Raw genomic sequence first — 23,674 nt, 5'->3', positions numbered from 1 at the left:
TTACGAGGTGCCCGGCTCGGGGGAGAAGGTGAAGGAGAACTCGGCGGGTTCGGCGCGCAATTGGTAGTGGGGCAGGGGGCCCGGGCCGCACGACTGGGAGCCGATGCCGTGCTGGGCGTGGTCCAGGTTGACCCAGACGGTGTCGCCCGGCACCAGGTCGGTCCGGTGGGCGGCGGCGTCCAGTTGCTCCGTGGTCCAGCGGCGGGCCGTCAGGAAGAAGACGGGCTCACCCTCGATCCGCAGACCGCCCAGCTCCGCCCAGCGGACGTCGATCCGGGCGCCGTTCTCCTGCGGACGGACGTACGGCGTCTGGAGACCGTCCACCGTCGATTCCCAACGCCCCAGCATCGCGGCCGACTTGGTGTCCGGATACGCCTCTCCGGGGCCACCGCCGAACCAGCGGACCCGGTCGGCCGAGGCGGCCGGCAGGCCGAAGCGGATGCCGAGCCGGGGGAGCGGGACCGCCCAGTCGCCCTCCGGCACGACGCCCACCGTCAGCCGCAGCCGCTCCCCGTCCGATGTCCAGCGGTACACCGTCGAAAGACCCAACTCCCGTGCGGCGGGAGCCACTCGGGTGCGGACCGTCAAGGCCTCGTCGGTCGCCTCCACCGCGTCCAGCCGGTGCCGCATCCGGTGCAGACCGAGCCGGCGCCACAGTCGACCGCAGCGCGGGTCGTCCTGCCAGGCGGCGCCCTCGTCGTTGTCGGTGGGCGCCCGCCACACGTCCAGCCGCAACCCCTCCACGGCCACGTCACCGACCGCCCTCAGGGCGCCGGTGCGCGCGTCGAACGTGCCGAGGCCCAGGGTGAAATCCCCGTCAGACGAACGGAGTCGGGCGTTCGCCGGGCCGTGCGTGACCGCCCGTTCCGTGGCCGGGACCTGTCCCCAGGCGACGACATGCCCCCGCGCCGCCCACGGCGCATCGGCCGCGAGTTCCGCCCGGACCAGCCAGTGGGCCTCCCCTTCCGGCGCCCCGGCCGGCGGCGCGGGCAGCTTGACGTCCACCGACTCACCGGGCGCCGGAGCCGGCGCGGGTACCGGCAGCGGCCCGGACGCGACCGTCTCCCCGTCCACCTGGTACGACCACGAGAACGCGAGCGCCGACAGGTCGGCCACGTCGTACCGGTTGGTCACCTGAACCGTGCCGGCCGTGCCGTCGCCCGTGATGCCCACCGGTTCGAGCACCTTCTTGTACTCGGCCAGGCCGGGGGAGGGCCGCCGGTCCGGGAAGAGCAGCCCGTCGCAGACGAAGTTCCCGTCGTGCAACTCCTCCCCGAAGTCGCCGCCGTAGGCGTAGCCCAGCTCCGGATGCGCGATGCCGTGATCGATCCACTCCCAGACGAAGCCGCCCTGCAACCGGTCGTACGACGTGAACAGCCGCTGGTAGTCGGCGAGTCCGCCGGGGCCGTTGCCCATGGCGTGCGCGTACTCGCAGAGGATGAAGGGGAGCCGGCGCCTGCGCAGCGGGCCGCCGTCCAGGCCGCGGCCGATGCGCTCCACCTCCGCGTGACCGGCGTACATCCGTGAATACACGTCCGTGTCACGGCAGTCGTGGTCGCCCTCGTAGTGCAGCGGGCGGGAGGCGTCGCGGGCGTGGATCCACTCGGCCATCGCGGTCAGGCCCCGGCCCGTGCCGGCCTCGTTGCCCAGCGACCACAGGACGACCGACGGATGGTTCTTGTCCCGCTCGACCATGCGGGCCGCGCGGTCCAGCAGCGCGGGGGTCCAGCGGTCGTCGTCGACGGGGTTGTCCCGCCAGCCCAGTTCGGTGAAGCCGTGCGTCTCCAGGTCGCACTCCTCGATCACCCACAGGCCGTACTCGTCGCACAGGTCGAGGAAGGCCGGGTGCGGTGGATAGTGGGAGGTGCGCACGGCGTTGATGTTGTGCCGCTTCATCAGCAGCACGTCCTCGCGCATGGTCGCGGGATCCAGCGCCCGGCCCCGCTCCGGATGCCACTCGTGCCGGTTGACGCCCTTGAAGAGCACCGGCCGGCCGTTGACCTTGATCAGGCCGTCCGCCACCTCCACCGTGCGGAAGCCGATGCGCAGCGGCACCCGTTCGCCCCCGGTGGCCAGCACCCCGTCGTAGAGCGTCGGCACCTCCGCCGACCACGGCCGGACCGGCACCGTCACCGGCTCCCCGGCCGGGACGTCGATGCCGAGGTCCGGGACCGTGACCCGGCCCGCCACGTCGGAGTCGACGCGCAGGGTGCCGGTGCCCGAGCGGTGGTCGTAGGAGGCGTGTACGAAGAAGTCGCCCACCCCGTCGGCCGGGCGGTGCGACAGGGTGACGTCGCGGAAGATACCGGGCAGCCACCACTGGTCCTGGTCCTCCAGGTAGGAGCCCGCGGACCACTGGTGGACGCGCACCGCCAGCACGTTGCCGGTGGTTCTCAGCAGCGGGCCGACCGCGAACTCGTGCGTCAGCCGCGACCCCTTGAACGTGCCCAGCTCCGTGCCGTTCAACCACACCCGGGCACAGGACTCCACCCCCTCGAACCGCAGCACCGCCCCGTCGCCGTCGCCCCGGGGCCAGTCGGCCGGGAGGTCGAAGACCCGCAGATGGTCCCCGGTCGGATTCTCGGTCGGCACGCGCGGCGGATCGACCGGGAAGGGATAGAGGTGGTTGGTGTAGACGGGGGAGCCGTGGCCCTGGAGGACCCAGTGGCCGGGGACCGTGACCTCCGCCCAGCCGCCGGCGTCGTACCCCTGCGCCGCGAAGCGGGGGGCGTCGGCCGTCGGCGACAGCCGGAACCGCCAGGATCCGTTCAGGGAAAGGGACTTGGCGCTGGACGACGCGTACCAGGCGCGGGGCGGCAACGCCCCGGAGCCGGGGGAGACGTCCTCGACGTAGTCGGTGTCGGTGTCAGTGTCGGTGGAGGAGGCGACGGACATCGGTCTCCGATCTGGTGCCACACACGACGGAAGGGCGGGTCAGGCGGAGGGATGCGGGGCAGGCAGGCCCCCGGCCGCCGCTCACGTGAGGCTAGGGCCTCTCGTCTGGATCATGCCGGGCTCGCGGGCCCTGGCACCGCGCCTCGCGGCGTTGTCGTCGGTTGCCATGGCTCCGCCATGTCGCCCTCCTCCGCCTTGCGATGCACGGCACCAGACCCCGCTCCCTGATCCGGCCTGATCCAGACGAAAGACCCTAGGCGCGCCGCCCGGCCCCCGACAAGGGGGCCGGGAAGGCGGGAGCCGTCAGGCGCCGAGGACGTCGGCGACGAACGCGTTGGTGAACTTGCCCGTGGGGTCCAGGGACCGGACGAGGTCCCGGAAGTCGCCGAGACGGGGGTAGCGCCCGCGGACCACCGCCGAAGGCAGGCCGAAGACCTTGCCCCAGTGCGGGCGCGGATCGAACGGGTCCAGCGCCTCCTCCAGCGTCCGCACCACCGGCAGCACGGCCGCCTCGTCCCGCACCCAGGTGAAGTGCAGCGCCACCGAGTCCCGCGCGTGGGCCGGGCTGAGCCACTGCGGATCGGCGGCCACCGTACGCACCTCGCAGGTCTGGAGCACACCCGCGACGGTCCCGCGTATCGCGTCGATCGCGTGCAGCGCGTCGAGGGCCGCCGAGCGCGGCACCAGGTACTCCGACTGGATCTCCTCCCCGCTGCTCGGCGTGAACTCCGCCCGGAAGTGCGGCAGTCGCTCGTGCCACGGACCCGGAACGCCCAGCTGCTCGGTGCAGTTGACCGCGGGCATGCCCGGCACCGGGTGCATCGGTCCCGCCGCCGGGGCCGCCCAGCGGAAGTCCACCGACGGCCGGTCGGTGCGCCGCTTGACCCACACCTGACGGAAGCCCGGCTCCCGCCAGTCCGTGAACAGGCTGACGCTGTAGGCGGATCCGGCGACCGCCTCGAACTCAAGCCCCTCCAGCGGCAGTTCGGTGAACACGCGCTGCTCCACCTCGAACGCCGGCTCAAGGTCCAGGGTGAGCGCGGTGACCACGCCCAGCGCGCCCAGCGAGGTCACGGCGCCGTCGAAGCGGGCGTCGCCCCGGCCGATCGTCACCGTCGTACCGTCCGCGACCACCAGCTCCACCTCCCGCACCGCCGAGGCCAGCGGCGGGTTGGCCATGCCCGAGCCGTGCGTGCCGGTCGCCACCGAACCGGCCACCGAGATGTGCGGCAGCGAGGCCATGTTCGGCAGGGCGAGGCCGCGGGCATGGACCGCGCGGGCCAGTTCGGCGTAGCGGACCCCGCCCGAGACCCGGACCGTCCGTGCCGCCGTGTCCACCTCGATCACCGCGGGCAGTCCCGCGCTCGACAGCAGCACGCCGTCGGGGCCGGGGTCGGCGACCCGGTTGAAGGAATGCCCGCTGCCCAGGACCCGCACCTTCGCGGCCCCGGCCACCAGGGCGCGCAGCGCGTCGAGCGTCGCCGGACGCTGGTACTCCTTCGCGCCGTAGGTGATGGTGCGGGACCAGTTGGTCACCGTCTCCGTCATGCTGCCGTTCCTTTCGCCGGGGCGGCGGGCCCGTTGACCCTCTCGTCCGCCGCCACCTACGGTAGAGACCGCTTACCGCCCGCGTCGCACCGAGCCCGGAGGATCCGTCCTTGCCCGAGCGCCCGGGGGCCGTGTTCGCCATGGCGCCCGAGAACGTGCCGTATGTCTTCCCGCCCCGCCTCCTCGCCCGCCTGCGCGACCACCTGGACCTCGATCCCGCCCTGGTGGCGCACGACCTCACCGCGCCGCGGGTGCGCGAGGCCCTCGCCCGCGCCGAGGTCCTCGTCACCGGCTGGGGCTGCCCCCGCCTGGACGCGGCCGCCCTGGACGCCGCCCCGAGGCTGCGGGCCGTGCTGCACGCGGCCGGGTCGGTCAAGGGATTCGCCACCGCCGAGGTGTGGCGGCGCGGCATCGTCGTCTCCTCGGCCGCCGACGCCAACGCCCTCCCCGTGGCCGAGTACACCCTCGCCATGATCCTGCTCACCGGCAAGGACGTCTTCGCCCGCCGCGAGGAGCTGCGCGCCCGCCGCGGCCTCCCGCACGGCGCGATCGTCCCCGGCATCGGCAATCACGGCCGCCGCGTGGGCGTCGTCGGCGCCTCCCGCGTCGGCCGCCGGCTGATCGAACTGCTGCGCCCCCACGACCTCGCCGTCGCCCTCGCCGACCCCTACGTGGACGCCGCCGGGGCCCGGCGCCTCGGGGTGCCGCTGCTGCCGCTGGACGAGCTGCTGCGCACCAGCGACGTCGTCACCCTGCACGCCCCCGAGACGCCCGGCACCCGGCATCTGATCGGCGCCCGCGAGCTGGCGCTGATGCCCACCGGGGCGGTGCTCGTCAACACCGCCCGCGGCGCCCTGGTCGACCAGGACGCGCTCGTCGCGGAGCTGCGCACCGGGCGCCTCAGCGCCGTCCTGGACGTCACCGACCCCGAACCGCTGCCCGCCGGATCCCCGCTGTTCGACCTGCCGGGCGCCTTCGTCACCCCGCACCTGGCGGGCTCCCAGGGCAACGAGGTGGCCCGCCTCGGCCGGACGGTGGTCGAGGAGGCCGCGCGGCTGGCGGCGGGCGACCCGCTGCGGCACGCGGTCGACCCCGCGACGCTGGACCGGACGGCCTGAGGAACCCCGCCCGGACCCCTGCGAGGGACCCGGCACCGCTCCGCCCGAGCAGGGGGCATACGGTTGGGCAGTACGCCTGAGCCGGGAGGAGACATACGGATGGGCACTCGCACCGCACTGGTCGAGGATCTGATGGAGCGCTTCCCGCACGTGCCGCGGGAAGCCGTCTTCAAGGAGGACCTGCTCCGCGGCGGTGTGGCCTTCGACAAGTCCGCCCTCAGCGACAACGAGAGCGGGGACGTCAAGCCGAAGTCCTACTTCATCTTCTCCTTCGACCACGGCACCCTGCCCGAGCTGGGCGAGGCCGCGCTGCGCCGGCCCCCGGAGGAGATCATCCTCACCGGCGGGCCGTACGACCTGCGCCGTACGGTCGTCTCCGTACGGGTGAATCCCGCCTCCCCCTACCGGGTGGCCGCCGACGACGAGGGAGTGCTCGGCCTCTACCTCGACGGCAAGCGCATCGCCGACGTCGGGGTGCCGCCGATGCCCGAGTACTACCGGCACACCCTCTCCAACGGGAAGTCGGTGATGGAGGTCGCGCCCACCATCCAGTGGGGCTACCTCATCTACCTGACCGTCTTCCGGGTCTGCCAGTACTTCGGCGCCAAGGAGGAGTGCCAGTACTGCGACATCAACCACAACTGGCGCCAGCACAAGGCCGCCGGCCGGCCGTACACGGGCGTGAAGGACGTCGAGGAGGTCCTCGAGGCCCTGGAGATCATCGACCGGTACGACACCCAGAAGGCGTCCACCGCGTACACCCTCACCGGCGGCGCCATCACCAAGACGGTCGCCGGGCGCGACGAGGCCGACTTCTACGGCCACTACGCCAAGGCCATCGAGGAGCGCTTCCCGGGCCGCTGGATCGGCAAGGTCGTCGCCCAGGCGCTGCCCAAGGCGGACGTGCAGCGGTTCAAGGACTACGGCGTGCAGATCTACCACCCCAACTTCGAGGTGTGGGACCGCCGGCTGTTCGAGCTGTACTGCCCCGGCAAGGAGCGCTACGTCGGGCGCGACGAGTGGCACAAGCGGATCCTGGACTCCGCCGAGATCTTCGGCCCGCGCAACGTGATCCCCAACTTCGTGGCCGGCGTCGAGATGGCCGAGCCCTTCGGCTTCGGCTCCGTGGACGAGGCGATCGCGTCCACGACCGAGGGCCTGCGCTTCTTCATGTCGCACGGCATCACGCCCCGCTTCACCACCTGGTGCCCGGAGCCCACCACCCCGCTCGGCAAGGCCAACCCGCAGGGCGCGCCGCTGGAGTACCACATCCGGCTGCTCCAGGCCTACCGCCAGACGATGGAGGACTTCGGCCTGTCCTCCCCGCCCGGCTACGGCCAGCCCGGACCCGGCCGCGCGGTCTTCTCCGTCAGCTCCTTCATGGACAGCCTGCCCGCGGAGGAGCCGGCCAAGGCCTGATCCGCGACCCTGCGTGACCGCTCGCGTACGGGCAGCTTGTCAGCGGGGCCGGGCCCGTGAAAGGCTCGGCTCCGCGAGGTCTACGCCAACTCCGTCGTCCCTGTGGTGAGTTGCCCTCGCCCGTGATGCAGGAGTTCCATGCCCGACCTGCCGACCCCGCGGAGCGCCGCCGAGACCGCGCTGTTCTCGGATGCCTGGGACGCGGTGCTCTCGTACGCCGCCCTGTGCGCCTCCGGCTCCGCCACGGCCCACCGGCTGGCCACCGAGGCGTTCACCCTCGGCATGCGCGAGGTCCGCGCCGCCCGGCGCACCCATGTGCGCGGCGCGGGCCGGCGCCCCGCCCGGTTGCCGACGATCCCGGCCCTGCTCGGCGCCGTCCGCGCCACGGCCGCCGGCTGGTCGGCCGCGGGCCAGGGCCGGCTGCTCGCCCCCGGCCTGCCCCAGTGGCTGACCTCGCCCGAGGCCGGCCGTCTCACCGGCTCCCCCCGCGCCCACCCGCCGGCCCTGCGCGCCCTGCGCGACCTCCGGGAGCGGGACGCGGCGCTGCTGTGGCTGGCCGAGGTGGAGGCCCTGCCGCTGCCCGCGGCGGCGCACCGGCTGGGGCTGGATCCGGCCACCGTGCGGGCCGAACTCGACCGGGTCCGGGTGCTGTTCCGGGACCGCTGGCGGCGCGCCCATGGCGACACCCCGGCGGCCGAGGGCGCCGGACTGGCCGCGGTGCTGGCCGGCGGGGTGATCGGCTGGGGCGGGCTCGACTATCTGGAGCGGCGCCGGCGGGCCGCCGAGGCGCGGCTCGGGACCGGGCGGGCGGACGAGCCGGTCCGGGGCGAACCCGAGGAGCGCCGGGGGCTCGGGCGGCTGCTGCGCGGGGGCGGCATGTTCGCCACCGCCCTCCTGCTTTCGGCGCTGGCGCTCGGCGCGTCGCTCATGCCGTACGGCGGTTCGGGCGCGGATACCTTCACCGCCCGGGACGACACCGCCGCCACCCGCGACGACACCGGGGCACCCGGCGACGGCGGCGCCCGGGGCGGCGGCCGTCCCGCGGCCGTACCCGGCACCCGCCCCACCACCGCGGGCGCCTCCCCGGTACCGGAGCCCCGGTCCACGCCCACGGTCACGCCCCCGCCCCCGTCCGCCCCGGCGCGCGCCTCCGCCACCCCCGGCAGCCGGGACTCCGGCCGCACGGAACCCCGTCCCGCCCCCGACTCCCCGCCCCAGGGCCTCTCCTCCCTCGCCCACGGCCCCCGGAGCACCGCGCTCCCCCCGGCCACTCCACCGCCCGCCTGCCGCGTCGCCTACGACCTCGTCGACCAGTGGCCCGGCGGCTTCCAGGCCACGGTCACCGTCACCAGCGAGCGGGCCCTCGCCGGATGGCGGGTCGACTGGGCCTTCCCGGACGGCCAGCGGCTCGGCGTGATGTGGGACGCCACCGGCCGGCAGGACGGCGCCCGGGTCACCGCCACCGCCGCCGACTACGACAGGGACGTCCCGGCCCGCACCGCCGTGTCCTTCGGCTTCACCGCCACCCGGTCGGACACCAACCGCGCCCCGGCGGCCTTCACGCTCGACGGCGCGCCCTGCGCGAGCGGCTGACGGCGCGTCCGCCCGGCGGTGGCCGGCTCCCGGGTCCCCCGGGGCGATTGGTCTCTACCTGATTCGGCGTTCTGTCGCCGCGCTACCTGGACGTATCACGATTCGTGATCGGTCCCAGAGTGGATTGCGTCTTGGACGGTCCCGGGCCCGGTGCTGGACTGGGCCACGGCGTCCCGGCCGACCGGCCGAGGACCGCGCGCCATCGGCGCGACCCCTATCCAGGAGAACGCAATGCCCCTCATCCACGTGCAGCAGACCCCCGGCAAGACCGCCGAGCAGAAGGCCGAGCTGGTTCGCGAGCTGACCGACGCGTACGTCAAGGCGACCGGCAGCAAGCCGGAGAGCGTCTGGGTGACCGTGCAGGAGATCGGCACCGACAGCTGGTCCATCGCCGGCGAGACGCTCGCCGCCCGCGCCGCCAAGCGCTGAACCGACGGACCGGCCCCCGAGCCGCCGTTTCCGGGTGCGTATCCCCCGTTCCACCCGGAAACGGCTCCCCCTCTCCGGTCGACACCCGACCAAGGAAGTTGCCACGTGCCATGAAGACCGCCTCGACCCGGACCCCCTACGCGCTGCTGCTCGCCGTCCTGTCCTCGCTGAACGCGGGCGGCCTGTTCGCCTCCGACATCAACCTGCCGGGCGTGCCGGCCACCGCGCACGCCTTCCACACCCCGGTCGCGTCCGTGCAGTGGACTTTCAGCGCGTTCATGATCGGCATCGCGGTCTCGCAGGCGGTCTACGGCCCCCTCTCGGACGCGTGGGGCCGCAAGCGCGTCATCGTCTCCGGGCTCGGCCTGTTCGTCCTCGCCTCGCTGGTGTGCGCCGCGGCGCCCACGGTCGAGGTGTTCGGCGCGAGCCGGCTCCTCCAGGCGCTGGGCGCCGGCTCGGGCATGGTGCTCGGCAGGGCGGTGATCAGCGACCTGTACGAGGAGAAGGACGCGGCCCGGATGTTCGCCACGGTCATGCCGATCGTCGGCGTCTCCCCGTCCGTCGCCCCGCTGATCGGCGGCTACCTGACGACCTACGTCTCCTGGCGCGCGCCGTTCGTGGTCACCGCGCTGATCGGTCTGGTGACCCTGGTCGCGATGATCACGTCCATCCCCGAGAGCCTGCCGCCGGAGCGGCGCAGCAAGCACCTGGGCGCCACGCTCAGGAGCTACCCGAAGCTGCTGTCCCGCCCGCTGTTCTGGGCCTACACCGTCAACCTGTGTGTGGCGTACGGCGGTTACTTCGGCTATCTGGCGGCCTCTCCGCTGGTGTTCGAGAAGATGCGGCTGGCCACCGAGACCACCAGCTACTGCTACATCACGGTCTCGCTCGCGTACGTCGCGGGCAACCTCACCTCGCGCGCCCTGGTCCGCACGCGGTCCGTGGACCGGCTGCTGTGGACGGGCCACGGGTTCTTCCTCGTCGGGGCGCTGATGATGCTGGGGCTCGGGCTCAGCGGGGCCGGCGGGCGCTGGGGCCTGCTGGTGCTGGTCTTCATGCCGGTGATGACGTTCGGCAACGGCTTCCTGCTGCCCCTGTCGATGAGCGCGGGGGTGACCACCTTCCGCTCGACCGCCGGTTCGGCGTCCGGTCTGATGGGCGCGCTCCAGTTGCTGTCCGCCTCGCTGGGCATCTACCTGTCCAGCCGGCTGCCGGCGGGCGACCTGTTCGCCCTCGGCTGGTTCGTGCTGGCCGCCGCGGTGCTGGGCATCTGCGCCTTCGCCCTGTTCCTGTCCCTGGCGGGCCGGCGGACGGCCGCCGCACCCGCGAAGGACGGCGCGGACCGGACGGCCGACAGGCCGGCCGCCGATCTTCAGGAAGCCGCCGCGGAATAGGGGGTGTGCGGGTGTCGCCGCCGGGTGTGCGAGGATTCCTCTGCGGCGACCCCGAAGACTGTATTGATCTATTCATCAACTATTCGTCACCACAGTAATGTGAGTTTCCATCAGGGTCGCCCACGTCGAGGATTGGGGGGTCCTGTGGAACTGCGTCAGATTCAGTACTTCGTCGCCGTCGCGGAGGAACTGCATTTCGGCAGAGCGGCGGGGCGGCTGCACATCGGCCAGCCCGCGGTCAGCCAGCAGGTGCGCCGGCTGGAACGGGAGCTGCGCACCCAGCTCTTCGACCGGTCCAGCCGCACGGTCACGCTCACGCCGGCCGGCCAGGCCCTGCTGCCCGAGGGCCGCGAACTGCTGAAGGCGCGGGACTCCTTCGCCGCCAAGGCCCGGCGGCTGGCCGCGCAGCAGGAGGCCACCTTCCGGGTCGGGATCAGCTCCGCCCTCGGCGAGCGCCTGGACGACTTCCTGGACGCGCTGCCCGACTCCGGGTCCGGCACCCGCTTCGAGTTCCAGACACTCGGCGCCCACAACCGCCTGGAAGAGGTGCGTGCCGGGCGCCTCGACGCCGCTTTCGTCCGGGGCGTCGAAAGCGCCCCCGGCCTGCGGCTGCTCACCCTCTGGTACGACCCCCTGGTGGCGGCGCTCCCCGCCGCGCACCCGCTTTCCGGACGGCGGAACCTGAATCTCGCCGATCTCGCCGGCGTGCCCCTGCGCATCGCGTCCCGCAGCGAGAACCCGGCGCTCTTCGACGCCGTGGTCGCCGCGTGCCGTAAAGCGGGTTTCGAACCCACCTACGGCGCGCCCTTCACGGGATTCCAGGACACCCTCGCCGAGATCGGCGCGAGCGGCGACGGCTGGACACTGATGTATCCGACGGCGGCCGACACGGTCTCCTCGCGCCGGATCGCGCTGCTTCCGCTGGACGGCGAGCCCATCACCATGCGCATGTTTCTCGCGCTGCGGGAGAACGCGGACCCGGCGCGCCTGGAACTGCTCACGGAAACAGCCGCGCGAGTGCGCCGGAAGACCGCGGAGGAGAACCGGCGGCGGTCGGCTTCGACCGGCCTTCTGCCGTGAAACGGAATACCGCTGAATTCCGCTCCGGGCGGACCCGGAACACCGGGTCCGCCCCGAGCGGCCGACACACGCTCACGGACGCGGCCTTCAGAGACCGAGCATCCGCAGGGGCGCGTCGCGCACGACCTCGGTGATCCGGTCCTCGCCGAGGCCGGCCCGCGCGAACCAGTCACGGCTGCGCGTCGTCCACTCCCCGATGTCCATCTGGGAGGTCTGCCCCAGGTCGGAGCTGTAGACCACCCGCGGGACCCGTGAGAGGACGGCGGAGAAGTCGTCCCACTCCTGGTAGCCCAGCAGGTACGTCAGCGCGGTCTGCTCGGTGTAGACCTGCTCCGCCGACGCGAGGTCGAGTAGGTCGGAGCAGGTCAGACCGGTCATCGGGTTGGCGGGCTGGTTGAGCATCAGGCGGGGCACGTCGAGCCGCACCGCCTCCTCGACCAGCAGCGTCACCTCGTGGCGGTCGGCGTGCCCGGTGGAGATCACGATCGGCAGATCGCGGGCCATGCGCAGGAGTTCGCGCACCTCCGCGCGGAGCGTGCCGTCCTCGTCCGTGACGGTGAGCGGACGCAGGCCGTCCGCCAGCAGGGGGTGGGCCGGGGTGCGGGCCAGGCGGCTCGTGTGGGCCCTCCCGGTCACCGTCGGCAGATGGACGATGAGGCGCAGCCCGCTGTCCTCCCCGTGCTGGACCACGGCCTGCTCCACCGACCGGGGGTCCAGGCCGCCCGCGATGTCGTTGAGCACGATCGACCCCGAGACGGGCAGGCCCTGCTGCCGGGCCTCCCAGGCCTGGGCCGCGGTGGAGCCCAGGTGGTTCTTCAGCACCACCCATCCGCCGAGCCGGGCGTAGCGGGCACCGGCCGAGGCCGTGGTGTGCCGCCGCACGTAGGCGTCCGGGCCGGCGTGGTAGTGGACGTCGACGAACGCGGCCCGCTCGGCGGCCGGGGCGGCGGGCCGTGGGTCAGCGAGCGTCATCGTGGCCCTCGTCCTCCCAGGGGCGGGCGTAGCCGTAGCGGGCCCGCGCCTCGTCCAGCCGGCTGCCGTCCAGGGCTGCCGCCCGGATGCGCCGCTCCGTCCGCTCGACCGCCTCGGCGCGGCGGACGACCTCGGCGACGAGGCCGGCGGGGACGCGCAGCGCCCCGTTGTCGTCGGCGAACACCAGGTCCCCGGGGCTGACCCGGGTGCCGGCGATGTCCAGGTCGACGCCGGTGCGCTCCAGCACCACCCGGTTCTTGCCGCTGACCATGGTGACGGCGCTGCTGAAGAGCGGGTATCCGGCCTCGCGGGTCTCCCGCACGTCGCGCACCGACCCGTGCACGACGGTTCCCGCGATCTTCCGGCGCAGCGCCACGGAGGTGAGCAGCGACCCCCAGTTGGTGCAGGCGCCGGTGCCGCCGTTGTCCACGACCACGACCGAACCGGGCGGTACGTCGTCGATGTAGTCGGCGGCGTTGTGGAACGCGCCGTCGTCCTCGATGGGCCGGTAGCGCAGGGTGAACGCGGGACCGAAGGCCACGGCGCCGGGGGTGCGGGCACCGATGCCGGGCAGCACGCACGGCGCTGCCCGCAGGCTGTCCACCGCGTCGGAGAGGGCGGCGGTGTCCAGCCGCGCCAGGCGCGCGCGCAGGGCGCCGTCCAGCAGCGGATCGGCGGATGCGGTGGTCATGCGGTCTCCTCCACGAGCTGACGGGCGACGGTCCAGGCGGCGAACTGACCTGCGTAGGCGATGACTTCGGGACCACGGTTGGGGACGGTCAGCTCGCGGGCGGATTCCGGGGCCCCGCCGCCCACCGCGCACCGGAAGCGAACGGTTCCCGTGTGGTCCCGCGGACCGCCGCCGTCCCAGGCCGCGTCCAGCGTCACGGACACCCGGCCGTTCGGCGGCCCGTCCGGCGCCGGCCGCCGCTCGGCGGCCAGCTCGGCCGCGAACCGGCCGCCGGTGAGGTGGTCGTCCGCTTCCAGGGCCAGGCCGCGGGCGTCGAGCAGGGTGGCCAGTTCCTGGACGGCGGTGCGCTCCCTGCTGGTGACCACGTACGCCCCCAGCGCCTCGTCCAGCCGCTTCGCGAGGTCGGCCGCGCCCTCGGGCGGGCAGTCGATCCGGACGTCCACGTAGGGGTAGTGCCAGCGGTAGGCGGGCTTGACCCGCAGCCCCAGGTCCCGGACGAGGGCGTCCACCGCGGCGGCGGCGTCCGCCTCGATGACGCCGAGGGTGCGCCGGAACACCGTGACGACGGGCTCCGGTTCGGGCAGGTGGGCGATGCCGTCGCGCAGGAAGGCGTCGAGCATCGGCAGGCACTCGCGCGGCGGGCCGGGGAGCATCACCACCGTGGTGCCCCGCACGTCGAGGCGGCAGCCCCAGGCGGTGCCGTTGGTGTTGGGCAGCAGCTCGGCGCCCTCGGGGAACAGCGCCTGGCGGCGGTTGTCCTCGTGCACGGCGACACCGAAGCGGGTGAGCCGTTCGACGACGCCCCGCCAGGCCTCCTCGCGGTGCTCCAGCGGGCGGCCCAGCGCGCGGGCGACCCCGACCCGGGTCACGTCGTCCGAGGTGGGGCCGAGGCCGCCCATGACCACGACCACGTCGTCGCGGCCGAGCGAGGCCCGCACGGCGTCCGCGATCGCCGCCTCGTCGTCACCGACGGTGTGCCGGACGCGGGACGGCACCCCGCGGGCGGCGAGCCTGCGGGACGCCTCGCCCGCGTTCGTGTCGTCGAGGACGGCCCGCAGCAGTTCGTCCCCGACGGTGACGACGGCGGCGGTGTGGGCGCGCGGCACGGCACGGCACGCGTCCAGCACGGACGCGGCGCACTCCGCGGTGGTCGCCGTACCGCCCAGGTCGTACGTCACCCGGTCCCGGCGGCGCGTGACGTGCGAGACCGCGTCCCGCACCTGGCCCGCGGCCTCGCCGAAGCCGAGGTGCTCCAGCAGCATGCCGATGGTGAGGAAGGCGGCGAGCGGGTTGGCGCGGCCGGTCCCGGCCAGGGCGGGGGCGCTGCCGTGCACCGGCTCGAAGTAGTTGCCGTGCTCCCCGATGTTGGCGCTGGGCGCGAGGCCGAGCCCGCCCATCACACCGCCGCCGAGGTCGGACAGGATGTCACCGAACATGTTCTCGGCGACGATGACGCCGAAGCGCTCCGGGCGCCGGGCCATCCACAGCGCGACGGCGTCCACGTTTTGGATTTCGTACTCGATCTCCGGGAACCGGGAGGCGATCTCCTCAAGGCGCTCGCGGGCGTAGGCGCTGCTTCGCCGCAGGACGTTCGGCTTGTCGGCGAGGGTGACCCGGGGGTGCCCGTGGGCGCGGGCGTGCTCGAAGGCGAAGCGCAGGATGCGGTCGAGGCCGTGCCGGGTGAGCATCCGCACGCTCGCGGTGGTGGCGTCGCGGCCGCTGCGCCGCGCGTTGGGGTGGTCGGCGACGAGCGGCCACAGCTCCTCGGGCACCCGGTCCCAGTCGAGGCCCGCGTAGAGGCCCTCGGTGTTCTCGCGGACGACGCAGAAACGGTACGGGGTGCCGCCGAGGTGGTTCTCGACCGGCCGGAGGTTGGCGAACAGGTCGAGGCGTTGGCGCAGTTGGATGATGGGCGACACGTACTGCGGGGCCCGCTCGCGCAGGTGCGGCCGGAGGTCGGCCAGGGCCTCGCGCCCCGGCTTGCTGGTGGTGGCGCCGAGCAGTACCGCGTCACTGCGGTCGATCAGGTCCCAGGTCCGCTGGGGCACCGGGGTGCCTTCGGTGCGCCAGAACTCCCAGCCGATGTCCCCGTGTTCCAGGGTGAGGGGCAGCCCGAGGGCGTCGATCACCGGGAGGGCCGCATCGAGTACCTCGGGGCCGATGCCATCGCCGGGGAGTACCGCGACGGTCTTACTTCTCATGGATCCTCTTCGTTGGCTGTGGTTCCAGGAACGCGGAGACGGCCCGCCGGGTGGCGTGCGGCTGGTCGGCGTGGGGGCGCATGCCCGCCCGCGCGATGCCGGCGCGGATGTGCCCGGGGCCGGTCGCGAGGTGGTGGTCGCGGACGAGCTTGGACTCGGTGCCGTAGACGTGCAGCAGCCTGCCGGGGAACGCCTCGACGCGGCTTCGCGCGTCGGCGCGGTGCAGCAGGCGCAGCCCGGTGGCCAGCCGCCGGCCGTGCCGCTCGTCGTCGGCGTGGTGCCGCGGGCCGGCCGGGGCGGGGGAGGGGTCCTCGGGACCGCGGACCACCTCGTGCAGCAGGCGCAGCGCCGCCGCCGTGCCGTGCGAGGCCACGGCCGCCGCGATGCGTTCCAGGGTCGCGTCGAGCGGCCCGTCGGCCACCGTGGGGGCGGACAGCAGGACGACGTCGGCCCGGTGGGTCCAGGGGCGATCGAGGAGCTGCTGGACGACGGCGCCGCCCAGGGCGTTGCCCGCCAGGAGGTCGGGCTCCTCGGCGCGCAGGATCCCCGCCCACCGGTCGGCGAGCGCCGCGAGGTCGTCCCCTTCGCGCAGCAGCGACAGGGTGTCGTACACCGTCACGCGGTGGCCGGTGGACAGCAGTGCCCCGGCGACGGGCTCGAAGAAGGCGCCCTGGTCCCACTGCGCCATGACGGGGGCGAGCACGCAGGCGGTGCGGGGTGCGCGCGGGTCGCCCAGGCGCACACGGACCGGGGCCGGCACCGGCGAGGTCATGCCGCGACCACCGGGGCGGTCAGCTCGCGCGCGGCGCTGAAGGCGGCACCCATGTGGTCCACGGGCAGTTTGGCGCGTTCCTCGACGGAGAGGTCGAAGTGGCCGAGGACCAGGTCGGGCAGCGGCAGCGAGGGCTTGGCCTCGGCGATCTCGGACTCCATGCGGTGCGCGAGGGTGAGGATCCGCCCGAGGTCGTACCGGTCGGTGCGGCCGGCCCGCCCCAGGTAGGCCAGCCACTGCTCGGTGATCAGGTTGCCGGGGCCCTTGCCCATGCCGAGGACCGAGGAGTCGATCCAGGTGGCGCCCGCGTCGACCGCCGCGATGGAGTTGGCCAGGGCCAGCCCCAGGTTGTTGTGCGCGTGCAGGCCGATGGCGGAGTCGGTCACCGAGCGCACCAGGGTGACCAGGCGCGCGACCTCGTCGGGCAGGAGGCTGCCGTTGGAGTCCGCCAGGTAGATCACGTCCGCGCCCGCGTCCTCGGACAGCGCGGCGAGCTCCACGAGCCGCCGGCGGTCGAGCTGGCTGACGCGGGTGATGTTCACGGTGGTGGTGAAGCCGAGGTCCGCCGCCTTGCGGAGCACGGTGAGCCCCGGTTCGGGCGTCGCGGACGGCAGGCAGAACCGTACGAGCCGCACGCCCGCCTCGAACATCTGGGTGAGGTCGGCGTCGTCGATGTTCTTCGGGTGCAGGATCATGCAGATCCGCTCGGGCGGTACGACGTCGGCCACGGCCCGTATGTAGTCGTCGGTGCCCGTCCCCGTCAGCCCCAGGCCAGGCTTGGGCTGGAAGGACCCCTTGCGGTATCCGATCTCGACCCACTCGATACCGGCCGCCACGCTCTCCCGGGCGTGGTGCAGGGCGTAGTCGAGCGGAAATCCGAAGTTGTTGCGGTATCCCCCGTCTCGCAGCGTCACATCGAGATTGGTGACCATGTCTCCTCCGTTGACTGTCCGAGTGGCGGCTGGAGGGCGAGACAGATGGTCGGCATCGCGAATCGCGACGAAAAATCGGTGTCAACAGATAACTGACACATGGTAGCGATTTCCCCCGTCCCCCCGTTGCCCTGATTTACGCTTCAACAGGTCCGCGCGAAATACCGGCCTTCATTCCCGGACGGAATGGCTGCCGGGCAGACCCGGAATTCTCCGTGGCGCAACGATTGCGCATTCACATCGCTAGCTGCGGCCCCCGAAGGCGGAACGGATGCTAGCGGTGCCGCCGCGGACAGTGCAAGGCGGGAGGGAAAGCGCGGGAAGTGCTGTTCTCGCAGGGTGCTGTATTCGCCGAATAAATTTACTATCCATATACCGTGAGCCGGGCCGAGGGGGTTTCAGGCGGGTCGGAAGCGGCCTGCCACGCGCCAAGTCCAGCATCGGCACCCGGGCCGTCCAAGACCCGATTTGCTCTGACACCCATCATGATCGGTGATGAGCCGAGGTGACCGCCGCCGCACATCCCGTTCTTCCGGTTGAATGCCCCTGTGGCACAGGACGTGGACTTCGACGAGGACGACCTGCGGGCGCTGGCCGGGCCCCGCTCCTTCGAGCGGGGACGGAGGTATCTGGACGCGGTGACCGCCGTGGAGGTCGGCGACGTCTGGGTCACGGCCACCGTCCACGGGACGGACGCCTACCAGGCGGAGCTGATCATCGACGGACCCGACGGCCTTGCCGGGGAGTGTGACTGCCCGTACGGCATGGAGGGCAACTTCTGCAAGCATCTGGTCGCCCTGGGCCTGACGTTGCTCGTCGAGCCGGAGACGGTGCCGCGGCAGCGCGGCCGGGCCAGGACCCGCGCTCAGGAACTGGATGCGTGGCTGGCGGCGCTTTCCAGGGAGGAGTTGCTCACTCTGGTGCGGGAACTGGTCGCCGATGACCGGCAGTTGGCGCGTCGGCTGGAGCTGCGGGCGGCGAGCGCCCGCGGAGACCTGGCCGAGGTCCGTGCTCGGATCCGGGAACTCCTCGACACCGCTCCCTTCGCACGGTACGGCTACGTGGAGTACGCCGATGCCCACGCCTACGGCGAACGGGCCTCGCAGGCGGTGTCCGCGATCGCCGCGCTGACCGCCGACGGGCGGGCCGCGGACGCCGTCTCACTGTCGCGGGAGGCGATGCGGCTGCTGGGCGAGGCGCGGGAGGCGATCGACGACTCCGACGGTCATCTGGGCCGCATCGGGGCCGCGCTCGCCGAAGCCCATCTCGACGCGTGCCGCGCGGGGCGCCCCGACCCGGACGAGACCGCGCGGTGGCTGGTCGGCCATCTGCTCGGTGACCTGGACGATCTCACCGGCATCGACCTCCTCGACTACGAGGATGTCCTCGGCGCGCACGGCATGGCCCGGGTAAGGGAGTCGGCGGCCGCCGCCTGGCGGCGCAACCGCACAGGGTGGGCGGAGAAGTACCTGATGGAACGGCTGGCCAGGGCGGAAGGAGACGTGGACGGCTGGGTCGCCGTGCAGGCGGCCGACCTCGCCCCGGACGGCAGCACCCACCTGGCCGTCGCCCACGAACTGGACACCGCGGGCCGCCCGGACGAGGCCCTGCGGTGGGCGGAGCGCGGCATCGAGGAAACCTTCGACGGCATCGCCCCCGACATCGCCCTGGTCGACTACCTCTGCGACCGCTACACCCGTACCGACAGGCTCTCCGACGCCGTCGCCCTGCGTCGCGTCCAGTTCGCCGCCCGCCGCTCCCTGGCCTCGTACCAGCAGTTGCGTACGGCGGCCCAGGCGACGGGCTGCTGGCAGGCCGAGCGTGATCAGGCGCTCGTGCTCCTGCGCGCCGACGCCGGGCAGCGACAGCGGACCCGGTACGGCGGTCCGGTCCTGGTCGACGCCCTGCTCGACGACGGGGACGTCGACGCCGCCTGGCGGGCCGCGACCGAAACGCGTGCGCACGACCGGCAGTGGCTCGCCCTCGCGGACCGATCCCGCGCCGTCCGTCCCGCCGACGCGCTCGCGGTCTACCTGCGGCTGGCCGAACCGCTCATGAAGCAGACGGGCAACGCCGTCTACGAGCAACTGACCGGTCTCCTGCTGAGCATGGGCGACTGCCACCGCCGTCTGGGCACCGAGGACGAGTTCCTCGCGTATCTCGCCGCTCTGCGTGCCGGCCACAAGCGAAAGCGGAACCTGATGCGGCTTCTCGACCAGCACGGTCTGTGACCCTGCCGGAAAATCGGTGGCGCCGGAACGCGGCCGCCTCTAGGGTGGGATCCACTTCACGCAGTGGCCGTCGGCCGCTGCCGCCGGCCGAGTGAGAAACGGGAGGTGTGACCGATGACTGTCTCTGTGACGGGTGCTGTCCGCAACCAGAAGTTCATCCACTCCACCTCCGTGGCCTCCGGCTGATCCTTCCTGTCTTCTTCGCGCCCACGAGTGCGCGCGGCCGGGGCTGCCCTGTGAAGGGTTTCCCTTGAATCTCTCTTCTCCTTCGGCTTCCTCCACCTCTTCCGCTTCGTCGCACCCCCTGTCCCGCTACGGCTGGGACGAGGGGTGGGAGGCGGAGTTCGCTCCGTTCGCCGGTCAGGACCTCCTGCCCGGCCGGGTCGTGCGGGTCGACCGCGGTCAGTGTGACGTCGTCACCGCCGGCGGGGTCGTCCGCGCCGACACCGCGTTCGTCACGCCGCACGACCCGATGCGGGTCGTCTGCACCGGCGACTGGGTCGCCGTCGAGGCGGGCGGCAACCCCCGCTACGTCCGGGCGTATCTGCCGCGCCGCACCGCCTTCGTGCGGTCCACCTCCTCCAAGCGGTCCGACGGGCAGATCCTCGCGGCCAACGTCGACCACGCCGTGGTCGCCGTCTCCCTCGCCGTCGACCTCGACCTCGGCCGCGTCGAGCGCTTCCTCGCCCTGGCGTGGGAGTCCGGGGCGCAGCCCGTGGTGGTGCTCACCAAGGCGGACCTCGTGGCCGATCCGGTCACCCTGGCCCACCTCGTCCAGGACGTCGAGAACAGCGCGCCCGGCGTGCCCGTGCTCGGCGCCAGCGCGCACACCGGCGACGGGCTCGACGTCCTTTGCGCCCTCGTCGGCTCCGGCACGTCCGTGCTGCTCGGGCAGTCCGGCGCGGGCAAGTCCACGCTGGCCAACGCGCTCGTCGGCGAGGACGTCATGGACGTGCGGGCCGCCCGGGACGTCGACGGCAAGGGGCGGCACACCACGACCACCCGCAACCTGCTCGTCCTGCCCGGCGGCGGCGTCCTGATCGACACTCCCGGGCTGCGCGGGGTCGGCCTGTACGACGCCGAGAGCGGGGTCGGACAGGTGTTCGCCGAGATCGAGGAACTGGCCGAGCGGTGCCGCTTCCACGACTGCGCCCACGAGAGCGAGCCGGGCTGCGCGGTGCGCTCCGCGGTCGACAGCGGCGAGCTGGCCGTACGGCGGCTGGAGAGCTACCGCAAGCTGATCCGCGAGAACCAGTGGATCGTCGCCAAGACCGACGCCCGCGTGCGCGCGGAACTCCGCCGCGAGTGGAAACTCAAGGGCGCCGAGGGCCGGGCGGCGATGCAGGCCAAGCGGGGCCGCTGGTCCTGACCCCGCCGGTGAGGCCGCCCCGTCCCCGGGCCGGGGCGGCCTCACCGGCGTCCTCGATCGCCCCACCCCGGCAGGTCGCAGTATGTCCCCTTCCTTCGCGAATGCTAGAAATGCAACATGAAGAGGCGTTTCGGCCTATTTTCGGGGCGGGATGCTTCCGCCCCCGCCGAAGCGTCCCCGGCTGCCACCGACTCCGGTCGGCTGAGGTGGCTGCCGCCGGGTGTCCGGACCGTGGCCGGACAGATGTTCGTCCTCCAGTTCGTCATCCTGCTGCTGTTCGGCACGGTGGCCGGCACCACCCTGGTGCTGGAGGCCCGCGAGGCCGGTCTGCACGAGGCGGGGCACCGCACCCTCGCCGCCGCCGTGGGCTTCGCCCACGCCCCCGGCACCCTCGACGCGATGCGCTCGCCGGACCCCTCCGCGGTCCTGCAGCCCCGCGCCGAGCAGGTCCGCAAGGAGACCGGCGTCGACTACCTCGTCGCGTTCAGCCCGGCCGGGATCCGCTGGACCCACCCCGACCCCCACCTGATCGGCAAGCGCATCACCGTCGGCTTCTCGCGGGCGCTGCGCGGCCGCCCGTACACCTCCACCTCCGCCACCCCCATCGGCGCGGTCGTGTACTCGACCGTGCCCGTCCTCGACGCCCACGCCAAGGTCGTCGGACTGGTCACCGCCGGCATCACCGTGCGCAGCGTCGAGCAGCAGGTGATCCGGCAGCTCCCCCTGCTGTTCGCGGCCGGCGGCGGCGTGCTGCTGCTGGCGACGGCCGGCGTCGCCCTGGTCAACCGGCGGCTGCGGCGGCAGACCCGCGGCCTGGAACCGGCCGAGCTGCGCCGGATGTACGACCACCACGACGCCGTGCTGCACGCCGCCCGCGAGGGCGTCCTCATCGTCTCCGGCGACGGCACCGTGCTGCTCGCCAACGACGAGGCGCGGCGCCTGCTCGGCCTCCCCGAGGACGCCGAGGGGCGGCAGCTCGCCGATCTCGGGCTCGCGGGGCCCCTCGCCCCGCTGCTGTCCGCCGAGCGCCCGGCCACCGACGAGGTGTGCGAGGCCGGCGACCGGCTGCTCGCGGTGAGCGTCCGGCCGACCGGGTCCGAGGGCTGCCGGCCCTCCTGCGTCATCACCCTGCGCGACACCACCGAACTGCGGGACGTCACCGGCCGCGCGGCGGTGGCCCAGCGGCGGCTGCGGCTGCTGTACGACGCCATGAGCAGCGTCGGCACCACCCTCGACGTGGAGCGCACGGCCGACGAACTGACCCGGTTCACCGTCCCCCGGTTCGCCGACTACGCCTGTGTGGACCTGCTCGACTCGGTCCTGCGCGGCGGGGAGCCCGAGGGCACCACGATGCGCCGCACGGCCCTCGCCGGGATCGACGCCGACCATCCGCTGTACCCCGTCGGCACCCTCACGGACTTCGCCGCGCAGACCCCGCAGGCCATCGGCTTCGGCTCAGGCGCGCCGGTCCTGGAGCCCGATCTGCGCGAGGACACCGGATGGCAGCAGTACGACCCCGTCAACGCGCGCCGCATCCTCGCCCACGGCATCCACTCGATGCTGGTGGTGCCGGTGCGGGCCCGGGGTGTCCTGATGGGCGTGGCGAGCTTCTGGCGCTCCGCGCACGCCGAGTCGTTCGAGGAGGAGGACCGGGCGGTCGCCGAGGAACTGGTGGCCCGTGCCGCGATCGCCATCGACAACGCCCGCCGCTACACCCGCGAGCACACCACCGCCGTCACCCTCCAGCGCAGCCTGCTGCCGCGGGGCGTCCCCGACCAGTCCGCGCTCGAAGTGGCCTACCGCTATCTGCCCGCCCAGGCCGGGGTGGGCGGCGACTGGTTCGACGTCATTCCGCTGCCGGGCGCCCGGGTGGCGCTGGTCGTCGGGGACGTCGTGGGGCACGGGCTGCACGCGGCGGCCACCATGGGCCGGCTGCGCACCGCCGTGCACAACTTCTCCGCCCTCGACCTCAGCCCCGACGAACTCCTCGTCCACCTGGACGAACTGGTCAGCCGCATCGACAGCGACGAGCTGGGCGACCTCGCGGTCGACGGCTCGCTGCGGGACGGGCGGGTCGCGCGCGACGGCATCGCGCACGTCACCGGGGCGAGCTGCCTGTACGCGCTCTACGACCCGGTCGCCGGGCGCGCCACCATCGCGCGGGCCGGTCACCCCGGCCCCGCCCTCGTCCTGCCCGACGGCACCGCCACCTTCCCCGACGTGCCCGTCTCCCCGCCGCTGGGCCTCGGCGACGGCATGCCGGTGGAGACGCTGGAGCTGGAGCTGCCGGAGGGCTCGCAACTGGTGCTGTACACCGACGGGCTGCTGGAGGACCGCCAGCGGGACATCGGCACCGGCCTCGACATGCTGCGCGACACGCTGGCCGAGTCGGCGGGGCACGGCCCCGAGGCCCTGTGCACGGCCGTCCTGGACACGGTGCTGCCCGCCCGGCCGATCGACGACGTGGCCCTGCTGGTGGCCCGCACCCGGCTGCTCGGCCCCGAGCACGTCGCCGAGTGGGAGGTGCCCCGCGATCCGGCGGCCGTGGCCCCGGTCCGTGCCGAGTGCGCCGCCCGGCTGGAGGCCTGGGGGCTCGGGGACGTCGGCTACACCGCCGAGCTGATCCTCAGCGAGCTGATCACCAACGCGGTCCGCTACGGCTCCCCGCCCATCCGCGTCCGGCTCCTGCACGACCGGAGCCTGATCTGCGAGGTCGCCGACGGCAGCAGCACCGCCCCGCATCCGCGCCGGGCGGCGGCCACCGACGAGGGCGGCCGCGGACTGTTCCTCGTCGCCCAGCTGGCCAGCCGCTGGGGCACCCGCTACACCGCCCGCGGCAAGGTGATCTGGGCCGAGCTGGCCCCCCAGGAGGACGGCGGGCCGCCGGCCGGCGGCGCGGACGAGGACAGCACGGAGGACATCCTGGACCAGTGGGAGAGCCTGTAGCCCTCTCTGGCCCAGCCGTCTCCGGGCCTGCCGGCTCCGTGTCCGTTTTCCGCCAGCCGGTGCCGCCGGCCAGGGGCCACACTG

At 73.4% G+C, this 23,674-nt stretch carries 16 protein-coding genes; 9 read left to right on the top strand and 7 right to left on the bottom strand.

Translation table 11 applies throughout. The features are described 5' to 3' along the window. Entirely contained in the window at positions 1 to 2,895 is a 2,895-nt protein-coding gene (locus tag AB0927_RS04055; RefSeq protein ID WP_366665928.1) for a glycoside hydrolase family 2 TIM barrel-domain containing protein, read from the bottom strand. Between the two features lie 303 nt (positions 2,896 to 3,198). After that, the gene (locus tag AB0927_RS04050; protein ID WP_366665927.1) at positions 3,199 to 4,443 is read right to left on the bottom strand and encodes an FAD-binding protein; all 1,245 of its coding nucleotides are present in this window, start codon (positions 4,441 to 4,443) and stop codon (positions 3,199 to 3,201) included. 110 nt (positions 4,444 to 4,553) lie between these two features. Here AB0927_RS04050 and AB0927_RS04045 point away from each other — a divergent pair, with 110 nt between their 5' ends. The 6 genes from AB0927_RS04045 to AB0927_RS04020 all read left to right on the top strand — a co-directional run bounded on the left by AB0927_RS04045 (position 4,554) and on the right by AB0927_RS04020 (position 11,476). Further along, complete coding sequence (locus tag AB0927_RS04045) at positions 4,554 to 5,561, top strand: hydroxyacid dehydrogenase (RefSeq protein ID WP_366665926.1); 1,008 nt, start codon at positions 4,554 to 4,556, stop codon at positions 5,559 to 5,561. A gap of 99 nt (positions 5,562 to 5,660) precedes the next feature. Continuing rightward, positions 5,661 to 6,980 carry a radical SAM protein gene (locus AB0927_RS04040; protein WP_366665925.1) on the top strand — a complete coding sequence of 440 codons (1,320 nt, stop codon included), beginning with the start codon at positions 5,661 to 5,663 and terminating at the stop codon, positions 6,978 to 6,980. A gap of 138 nt (positions 6,981 to 7,118) precedes the next feature. Beyond that, positions 7,119 to 8,573 (top strand): cellulose-binding domain-containing protein, encoded by a 1,455-nt coding sequence (locus AB0927_RS04035; RefSeq protein ID WP_366665924.1) that lies wholly within the window; start codon positions 7,119 to 7,121, stop codon positions 8,571 to 8,573. A 231-nt stretch (positions 8,574 to 8,804) separates the two neighbouring features. Next, complete coding sequence (locus AB0927_RS04030; RefSeq protein ID WP_031050342.1) at positions 8,805 to 9,002, top strand: 4-oxalocrotonate tautomerase family protein; 198 nt, start codon at positions 8,805 to 8,807, stop codon at positions 9,000 to 9,002. Positions 9,003 to 9,112: 110 nt separating this feature from the next. Beyond that, positions 9,113 to 10,396, top strand: a complete 1,284-nt coding sequence (locus AB0927_RS04025) for a multidrug effflux MFS transporter (protein ID WP_366665923.1) — start codon at positions 9,113 to 9,115, stop codon at positions 10,394 to 10,396. Positions 10,397 to 10,540: 144 nt separating this feature from the next. Further along, complete coding sequence (locus tag AB0927_RS04020; RefSeq protein WP_366665922.1) at positions 10,541 to 11,476, top strand: LysR family transcriptional regulator; 936 nt, start codon at positions 10,541 to 10,543, stop codon at positions 11,474 to 11,476. A gap of 87 nt (positions 11,477 to 11,563) precedes the next feature. On the opposite strand, the gene AB0927_RS04015 is transcribed toward AB0927_RS04020, so the two are convergent. The 5 genes from AB0927_RS04015 to AB0927_RS03995 are packed head-to-tail and all read right to left on the bottom strand — an operon-like array spanning position 11,564 to position 17,044. Continuing rightward, entirely contained in the window at positions 11,564 to 12,448 is an 885-nt protein-coding gene (locus AB0927_RS04015) for a DUF6282 family protein (RefSeq protein WP_366665921.1), read from the bottom strand. Further along, positions 12,435 to 13,139 (bottom strand): RraA family protein, encoded by a 705-nt coding sequence (locus AB0927_RS04010; protein ID WP_366665920.1) that lies wholly within the window; start codon positions 13,137 to 13,139, stop codon positions 12,435 to 12,437. Before AB0927_RS04010 ends, AB0927_RS04015 begins: the two co-directional genes overlap by 14 nt. After that, positions 13,136 to 15,340, bottom strand: a complete 2,205-nt coding sequence (locus AB0927_RS04005) for an isocitrate/isopropylmalate family dehydrogenase (protein ID WP_366665919.1) — start codon at positions 15,338 to 15,340, stop codon at positions 13,136 to 13,138. Before AB0927_RS04005 ends, AB0927_RS04010 begins: the two co-directional genes overlap by 4 nt. Beyond that, positions 15,330 to 16,112: a hypothetical protein gene (locus AB0927_RS04000; protein WP_366665917.1), complete on the bottom strand. Its 783-nt coding sequence runs from the start codon at positions 16,110 to 16,112 to the stop codon at positions 15,330 to 15,332. Before AB0927_RS04000 ends, AB0927_RS04005 begins: the two co-directional genes overlap by 11 nt. Next, positions 16,109 to 17,044 (bottom strand): hypothetical protein, encoded by a 936-nt coding sequence (locus tag AB0927_RS03995; RefSeq protein WP_366665916.1) that lies wholly within the window; start codon positions 17,042 to 17,044, stop codon positions 16,109 to 16,111. The genes AB0927_RS04000 and AB0927_RS03995 overlap by 4 nt, the downstream gene beginning before the upstream one ends. 548 nt (positions 17,045 to 17,592) lie before the next feature. Between AB0927_RS03995 and AB0927_RS03990 the strand changes: the two genes are divergently transcribed. The 3 genes from AB0927_RS03990 to AB0927_RS03980 all read left to right on the top strand — a co-directional run bounded on the left by AB0927_RS03990 (position 17,593) and on the right by AB0927_RS03980 (position 23,590). After that, positions 17,593 to 19,275, top strand: a complete 1,683-nt coding sequence (locus tag AB0927_RS03990) for a DUF6880 family protein (RefSeq protein WP_366665915.1) — start codon at positions 17,593 to 17,595, stop codon at positions 19,273 to 19,275. 250 nt (positions 19,276 to 19,525) lie between these two features. Then, a complete protein-coding gene (rsgA, locus tag AB0927_RS03985) occupies positions 19,526 to 20,644 on the top strand; it encodes a ribosome small subunit-dependent GTPase A (RefSeq protein ID WP_366665914.1) in 1,119 nt (372 codons plus the stop codon). A 243-nt stretch (positions 20,645 to 20,887) separates the two neighbouring features. Beyond that, positions 20,888 to 23,590, top strand: a complete 2,703-nt coding sequence (locus AB0927_RS03980; protein WP_366666056.1) for a SpoIIE family protein phosphatase — start codon at positions 20,888 to 20,890, stop codon at positions 23,588 to 23,590. Positions 23,591 to 23,674: the final 84 nt, after the last annotated feature.

This window comes from Streptomyces sp. NPDC048106 (assembly GCF_040706415.1).
Taxonomy (GTDB): Bacteria; Actinomycetota; Actinomycetes; order Streptomycetales; family Streptomycetaceae; genus Streptomyces.
This window is presented reverse-complemented; position numbering and strand designations above follow the sequence as displayed.